This window comes from uncultured Methanobrevibacter sp., from assembly GCF_937906425.1.
Lineage (GTDB): Archaea > Methanobacteriota > Methanobacteria > Methanobacteriales > Methanobacteriaceae > Methanobrevibacter.
The window spans coordinates 1-6,670 of sequence record NZ_CALCYR010000204.1 but is presented as its reverse complement, the minus strand read 5'-3'; the positions used below and the strand labels follow the sequence as shown (position 1 = coordinate 6,670).

General features: G+C 28.6%; 7 protein-coding genes. 4 read left to right on the top strand and 3 right to left on the bottom strand.

The window, feature by feature from the left end; translation table 11 throughout:
* The first annotated feature begins 258 nt into the window (after window positions 1-258).
* Window positions 259-1,122, top strand: coding sequence for a DUF1002 domain-containing protein (locus Q0138_RS05940; RefSeq protein ID WP_297982033.1), 864 nt, complete (start codon window positions 259-261; stop codon window positions 1,120-1,122).
* A gap of 358 nt (window positions 1,123-1,480) precedes the next feature.
* On the opposite strand, the gene Q0138_RS05935 is transcribed toward Q0138_RS05940, so the two are convergent.
* From Q0138_RS05935 to Q0138_RS05925, 3 genes are all read right to left on the bottom strand, one after another.
* A complete protein-coding gene (locus tag Q0138_RS05935) occupies window positions 1,481-1,993 on the bottom strand; it encodes an SseB family protein (RefSeq protein ID WP_297982031.1) in 513 nt (170 codons plus the stop codon).
* A 59-nt stretch (window positions 1,994-2,052) separates the two neighbouring features.
* The gene (locus Q0138_RS05930; RefSeq protein WP_297982028.1) at window positions 2,053-2,451 is read right to left on the bottom strand and encodes a PaaI family thioesterase; all 399 of its coding nucleotides are present in this window, start codon (window positions 2,449-2,451) and stop codon (window positions 2,053-2,055) included.
* A 218-nt stretch (window positions 2,452-2,669) separates the two neighbouring features.
* Complete coding sequence (locus Q0138_RS05925; protein ID WP_297982027.1) at window positions 2,670-3,824, bottom strand: TMEM175 family protein; 1,155 nt, start codon at window positions 3,822-3,824, stop codon at window positions 2,670-2,672.
* A gap of 353 nt (window positions 3,825-4,177) precedes the next feature.
* Here Q0138_RS05925 and Q0138_RS05920 point away from each other — a divergent pair, with 353 nt between their 5' ends.
* The 3 genes from Q0138_RS05920 to Q0138_RS05910 all read left to right on the top strand — a co-directional run bounded on the left by Q0138_RS05920 (window position 4,178) and on the right by Q0138_RS05910 (window position 6,596).
* Window positions 4,178-4,774, top strand: coding sequence for a thymidylate kinase (locus Q0138_RS05920; protein ID WP_297982025.1), 597 nt, complete (start codon window positions 4,178-4,180; stop codon window positions 4,772-4,774).
* Window positions 4,775-5,032: 258 nt separating this feature from the next.
* Window positions 5,033-5,779, top strand: a complete 747-nt coding sequence (locus Q0138_RS05915; RefSeq protein WP_297982023.1) for a 4-phosphopantoate--beta-alanine ligase — start codon at window positions 5,033-5,035, stop codon at window positions 5,777-5,779.
* A 277-nt stretch (window positions 5,780-6,056) separates the two neighbouring features.
* Window positions 6,057-6,596, top strand: a complete 540-nt coding sequence (locus tag Q0138_RS05910) for a nucleoside monophosphate kinase (RefSeq protein ID WP_297982021.1) — start codon at window positions 6,057-6,059, stop codon at window positions 6,594-6,596.
* Window positions 6,597-6,670 lie beyond the last annotated feature (74 nt).

The window sequence follows — 6,670 nt, the reverse complement described above, 5'->3', positions numbered from 1 at the left end:
ATTGTTTTTTTCTATTTTAATGTATTTTTAGTTTAATTTGTTTTTTTCTTTAATTGTTTTTTTCTATTTTAATGTATTTTTAGTTTAATTTGTTTTTTTCTTTAATTATTTTCTTCAATCTCAGATGTTTTAAAACCTATTTTTTTAAAAATAATTCTTATGGTTTTTATAAAATTCATAAAAAATAGGTTAAAAATACATTACATTTATATACTATGAAGTCTAATTAAGATTAGAAAATATAAAGGGGTGAAAATAATGAGAAAAATAACTATATTTTCTATTTTGATTGCTCTTATAGTAGCAATGTCAGTTATTCCAACCGGTTTTGCAGATGATGCTAACTCTGTTGTTATAACTTATGGTGAAACTGCATATATGAATCAAAATTACAAATCTATGGTTGATCAATATTTTGAAAACAATGCGGCTGTAGATTTAAATAATGTGGAAACTAAGGTGATTACAGCTTCTGATGTTAATGCAATTTCATCAGGAATTAGTCATAAGACATATAACTCTAATCAAATATTTTCTTCTGCATTGGTGGATTTAAACCAAAATGGAAATATTGAAGTCTTTGTAGACAATACAATTACAACCATTACTCCTAAAATGTATGCATCTGCATTGGAATCTGCAGGTATTGAAAGTGGACGTGTCTATGTAACAAGTCCTGTTACAGCTACTGGGGAATCTGCTCTTGCAGGAATCATGAACTCATATGAAGAGGCAACTGATGTTGAAATTCCAGACAATGTAAAAGAGGCAGCAAATAATGAGATTCAAACTCAAGCTGCAATTGTGGAAAATTCAAATGTCAGTGCTGATGACTTATCAAAACTAGTGGATGAAGTAAAGGACACTGTTGAAGAGGAAAACATTACAGATCATGCTGAAATTGTTAATATCATTAATGATTACTCAACTACTTACAATATCAATATTTCAGACAGTGACATCGATAACCTTGCAAGCACAATTGAACAAATTCAATCAGTTCAAGCAGATGCTGACAGCTATAAGGAACAATTAAATGATGTAATTGACAATGCAAGCAGTGACGGTTTCTCTTTAGACAGTATTTTTAATAGCATATTAAGCGCTTTTGGATTTAGATAAATAATTAATTCAATTATTATTTAATTTCAATAAAAATAATCATTAATTGATTTTATGATTATTAAATAAAAATAGTTTAAGAGTTTTTAATTTTAAATTAAAACTCTTATTTTTTCTTTTTTTTTAAAATAAAACTTATTTTAATTTTTTTTAATAAATAAATTCATAAAAAACTTATTTTTTTTAAAATAAATTTATTAAATAATTATTTTTTTAATTTTCTCTAAAAATAGCTTTTTTTTAATAGTTTTAAAAGTTTAAAAGTTTAAAAGTTTAAAAGTTTAAAAATTTAAAAATTTAAAAATTTAAAAATTTAAAAATTTAAAAATTTAAAAGTTTAAAAATAATAAATTGCTTTTTAATGTTCATGATCGTGTTCATGCTCATGTTCGTGATGGTGATGCGGATTATCACAATCAGGGTCATCACATTCTGCCAAGTCAAATAACTCAAACAATGAAATTAGAGGAATTTCTGCAGATCTTTCTGTAAATGGATTAATGAGCAATCCTTCTATTTTTTCGTTATCGCTTTCATACAATAAATTGGCCAAGTCCTCTGTACTTAAAACTATTCCGTCAGGATTGAAATCTAGTTTTTCAACCTCTTCATCATCGGTTAATACGGGAATGAATTCATTTCCCTCTTCATCTTCCAATTTATATATTTCAAAGTCAATATTCTCATCCAAGGCTATTTCCTCATCACTTTTATCCTTTATCTTCTCTTCATCTGATATGAGTTCAACTGGAATGATTAATTTAGCGTCCATAAATGATTCTACAAAGATTTCCAACTCTTCCTCATTCATGTCTTCAGGGTCAATTGCCAATATTTCCTTAAGTTCAGGATTTTTGATTTCTTCATCCATGATCTTCTCTCCAATACTAAATCAATTAGTTAAAATCTTTTTGGTTTTTAATAATTTATTTATAATTTAAATCCTGTTCCGATGAATTGGGCAACGTCACGGCCTAAATCATCACTTACATCAACATTTATGATGGAAACAGTTCTTCCGTTTTTTCTGCAAGTTGCCTTAGCTATGAGTTTTTCCCCTTTTGAAGCGGAAATATAGTTAATTGTTACTTGTTGACCTACTGTAGGTCTGTGTAAATGATTTGACAATACAGCAAATGCAAAGTCTGCCAAGGTAAATATTACTCCTCCCATAACTCCGCCATAAGCATTCCTATGGCTGTCATTCAGTTCAAGAGAACAGATTACTTCATCTTCACTAAGTTTTTCCAATATTGCTCCAGCATCTGTTGCAAATCTGTCTCCTTTAAAAAACTCTCTAGCTTCTTCCAATGATTCAAATGTAGTCATTTTTTCACCAATTAATTAATATTATCTATTGTTTTTGAAAATAAATCGATTTAATCTTTTTTATATTTTTTTTTAAGTAAAATATTTGAAATTTTGAATAGTTTTTATTCTTTTTTTATATTTTTTTTAGTAAAATATTTGAAAATTTGAATAGTTTTTCTTCTTTTTAATGCTCTATATTTCATTATATAAATAATTTAAATGAAAATGTTTTATTTTTAATTAAAAACATTTGGTTTATGAATATGATGGACCAACCATACTACAAGAATGGAAATCAGACAGAAAATCATTATTGCAGGTGGGTAAAATAGAATTCCAATCACAAATCCGATTATCATACAAATTCCAGATAGGATATAAGGTTTATAGTCCTGCAATGCAATTTGCAAAGCAATGTTTCCTGGATCTGATGCTTTCAATGCACGTGAAGACCAGATTGAAAGCAAGTTTACAATCAGGAAGTCAATTCCATAAAGTGCTTGAGGCAAAAGTGATGTGAAGTTTAAAGCCACAAACTGTGTAAGATATGGAATCAAGGACAATACAAACAGGGACAGTCCTATTGACCATATTACCTTGTAATCAATGAAATTAACAAGTTGGAATAGGTTGTTGTTGTAGTTCCAGAAATTAAAGCAAACAATGAAACTTATGGCATATGATAAAAATTCCAGTTTCAATTCAAAGAGTCCTTCCCAGGATCCTCCTGCAACCATTGGAATCTCCAAAACGATGATTGTAAGAATGATTGCAACAATTGCATCAATCAATGCCTCAAACCTTTCACTTTCCATAATCATTTCAGGCCTTTTAATCCTATATGCTACAATCCATGTGATTACCATTATTAAACAGGAATAGTATATTCCCGGAACAAAGACTGTGTATGTTAGGATATAACCTGCAAACACAATTGCAAGGGGCAAATATGCAAAGAGATACTTGTTTGGAGGCAGAGCCTGTAATTTCTTGTTATATGGATTTGATTTGTATACTTCGATTGTTGAAAAGTAGGTCAAAATGTTTAATAGGACAAATATCAGTCCATATGTTGTTTGGGCAGGAATTGAATAGGGGTTTAATGAAACCCAGGTTGCAAAATAGGGAAATAGGGATATTATGAATATTGACACTCCATTTATCAGCAAAACCCTATTGTTTATCTCTTCAACCATTTGGAAAAGGTTGTGGTTATTGTACCAGATGTTGTAGATTACTAAAAAAACAGTCAGATATGTTAAAAATTTTGTTTGAAGGGGCCAAATAGCTTCAAGTGTAGGGGCTACAGGTTGGGTAAGCTTCAAAACAAGAATTGTAATTATGATAGCTAAAATTGCATCTAAAAAAGTTTCAAATCTATTCGTATTCATGTTAATTAATATATTTCTTAAGTTTATTAAGTTTTATTGAAATGATTATTTTTTCTTATTCTTATTTAATGGCTGGTTTTTTAGGATTTTTTTAATTATTTTTTCTTATTTTTATTTTGTTAGATTATTTTTGATGTTTAAATAATTTGATATTTTAAAATCATTAACTATGGTTAAGTATTATAAAACTTTATAAAATAGAATAAATAAAATTAATAATGTGATTAGTTTTAAGGAAAAAATTTAGATATATTTTAATTATAAATTTGATTAATAATTTTAATATTTTTAAAAGTAAAATTAATTTAATCATTCATTTTTTTAATTATTTTAATCTTATGTGAGATGTTTGAATGAAGAGGTTTATTGCTATAGATGGGCTTGATGGTTCTGGTAAAGATACACAAGCTAAGCTTATCGGTGAAAAGTATAAAGATGATGGAACTGTTATAATTCGCTCACATCCCTCTCAAGACAACTTTTTTGGACGTAAGTCCAAATCCGCTCTTCAAAAGACTGGAAAGTTAAATAAAATTATTGCAACAGTGTGTTATGGTGCAGATGCAATCAGATCAATTGTTAAATACAAGAATAAGGCAGACACATTGATTGTTGTAAGGTATACTTTGGCTGTTTCCTATTTGCATCCTTTGATTTCAGTTCCAGTTTATAAATTGGTATGTTTCTTGCTTCCTGTTTCTGATTATATGTTTTATTTGGATGTTTCTCCTGAAGAATCCTTGGCACGTATGGAAAAGAGGAATGAAAAGGAGGAAATGTTTGAAAATTATGATGCCTTGGTAAAGGTTAGAAAGATGGCTGAACCTGTATTATACAATTGGCATGTCATTTCAGCTGATGAGTCTCAGGAAATTGTTTTTGAAAAGATTGAAACAATTCTAAACGAATTGGATGAAAAGGAGTTTGGAACTCTTAAGCAATTGGAATAAATTTTAATTTATTTATTTTAACACTTATTCACTGTTTTATCTATTCTGCTATTGAATTATAATATTTGTCTATTTTTATTAAATAACTTTAAAATCCCTATTTTTTTAGTCTAATTTTTAATTTTTTCATCTATTTTTAAGTATTTATTTAAAATTTCTCCTCCAATAAAAGATTTTATAAATATTATTTTTAAGCATTTATTTAAAATTTCTCCTCCAATAAAAGATTTTATAAATATTTAAAATCAATTATTATATATGATACCAAAAACACATCCACGTTATCAATCTCTTTTACTTAGGGATAAGGTTAAAAATGCTTTTAAAGAAGGTTATCTTGCAGATTCAGGTATGATTGCCCATGGAAGGGGAGAAACCTTTGACTATCTGATTGGTGAAAGGACTACTGAAACTGCAAAAAAGGCATGTGAGGCTGCAGTTGCAACAATTCTCTTGGCTGAAAACCCTGTACTTTCAGTAAATGGAAACACAACTGCATTAGCTATTGATGAAATTATAGAACTTGCAAAGGCTACCGATTCCAAAATAGAGATTAACCTATTTTACAGAACAGAAGAACGTGTTGAAATAATTACCGGATTATTTAAGGAAAGGGGCTGGGACAATATTCTCGGCGGAAATGATGAAAAATTGGAATATATCAATAATCTAAACAGTCCAAGAGCTACTGCAAGTAAGGAAGGAAGCTATATGGCAGATGTCATGCTTGTTCCTCTTGAAGATGGAGATCGTGCTGAGGTTCTGGTTGAAAATGGAAAGAAGATTATCTGCATTGACTTGAATCCCCTTTCAAGAACTTCCAAAATGTCTACAATAAGCATTGTTGACAATATTGTAAGGGCAGTTCCCTTAATGACTGAAATTGCTCTTAAGTTTAAGGCTGAAGGAAAGGACAAGGACAGGGAATTTTTGGAAAATATTGTTAATAATTTTTCAAATGAACAAAACCTAAAGGACTCATTGGCTTCCATTAAATTAAAATAATGATTTTTGTTATTTAATTTTTTTTACTGATTTAAAGGTCTTAAATTAATTTTTGCACTTGATTTAAGGTTCTTAAATTAATTTTTCACTTGATTTAAGGTTCTTAAATTAATTTTTTTATGTGATTTAAGGCTCTTAAATTAATTTTATCATTTGATTTAAAGGCCTTAATTATTATTTTTAATTTCATATTCTTAATTAAGAAAACTATAAAAACAATTAAAGAGATAAATATATTTTCTAATGAGATATTCATCAAAGTTTTATGGGGTTTGACATGAGAGTAATAGGTGTTACTGGATTACCTGGTTCTGGAAAAAGTTTTGTTTTTGAAAAGGCAAAAGAAAGAGGTGCTGTTGTAGTTTGTATGGGAGATATTATCCGTGAAAAGGCTGCAGAAAGGGGAGAGAATGTTGGAACAACAGCAAGAAAATTAAGAGAGGAACAAGGTCAATACATTGTTGCCAAATTAACTGTTGAAAAAATAAGAGAGTTTTTGCAGGAATATACAGAATCCAAGATTGTTTTGATAGATGGCATTAGAAGTCCCTATGAAATAGAGATGTTTGATGCAAGTTTTGATGATTTTATTTCACTTTCATTATATGCAAGTCCTAAAACAAGATTTGAAAGAATAACCCTTAGAAACAGAAAGGACGATTCCAGTGTTTATGAGGACTTTAAGGAAAGAGATCAAAGAGAATTGGACTTTGGTATTGGTGAAGTTATAGCCACTGCTGATTTTCTCATTAAGAATGAGGACACTTTTGAGGCATATGAAGAGGAAGTAGTTGAATTTTTAAATCAGCAAATGTAAGTTTAAATGCTCTTTTCTACTTTTTTTTACTTTTTTTACTTTTTTTTACTTTTTTTTACTTTTTTTTACTTTTT

Excerpts from the sequence above, each read along its gene's own strand:
- Q0138_RS05940 (WP_297982033.1), top strand. The coding sequence starts at position 259 with ATGAGAAAAATAACTATATTTTCTATTTTGATTGCTCTTATAGTAGCA.
- Q0138_RS05935 (WP_297982031.1), bottom strand. The coding sequence starts at position 1,993 with ATGGATGAAGAAATCAAAAATCCTGAACTTAAGGAAATATTGGCAATT.
- Q0138_RS05930 (WP_297982028.1), bottom strand. The coding sequence starts at position 2,451 with ATGACTACATTTGAATCATTGGAAGAAGCTAGAGAGTTTTTTAAAGGA.
- Q0138_RS05925 (WP_297982027.1), bottom strand. The coding sequence starts at position 3,824 with ATGAATACGAATAGATTTGAAACTTTTTTAGATGCAATTTTAGCTATC.
- Q0138_RS05920 (WP_297982025.1), top strand. The coding sequence starts at position 4,178 with ATGAAGAGGTTTATTGCTATAGATGGGCTTGATGGTTCTGGTAAAGAT.
- Q0138_RS05915 (WP_297982023.1), top strand. The coding sequence starts at position 5,033 with ATGATACCAAAAACACATCCACGTTATCAATCTCTTTTACTTAGGGAT.
- Q0138_RS05910 (WP_297982021.1), top strand. The coding sequence starts at position 6,057 with ATGAGAGTAATAGGTGTTACTGGATTACCTGGTTCTGGAAAAAGTTTT.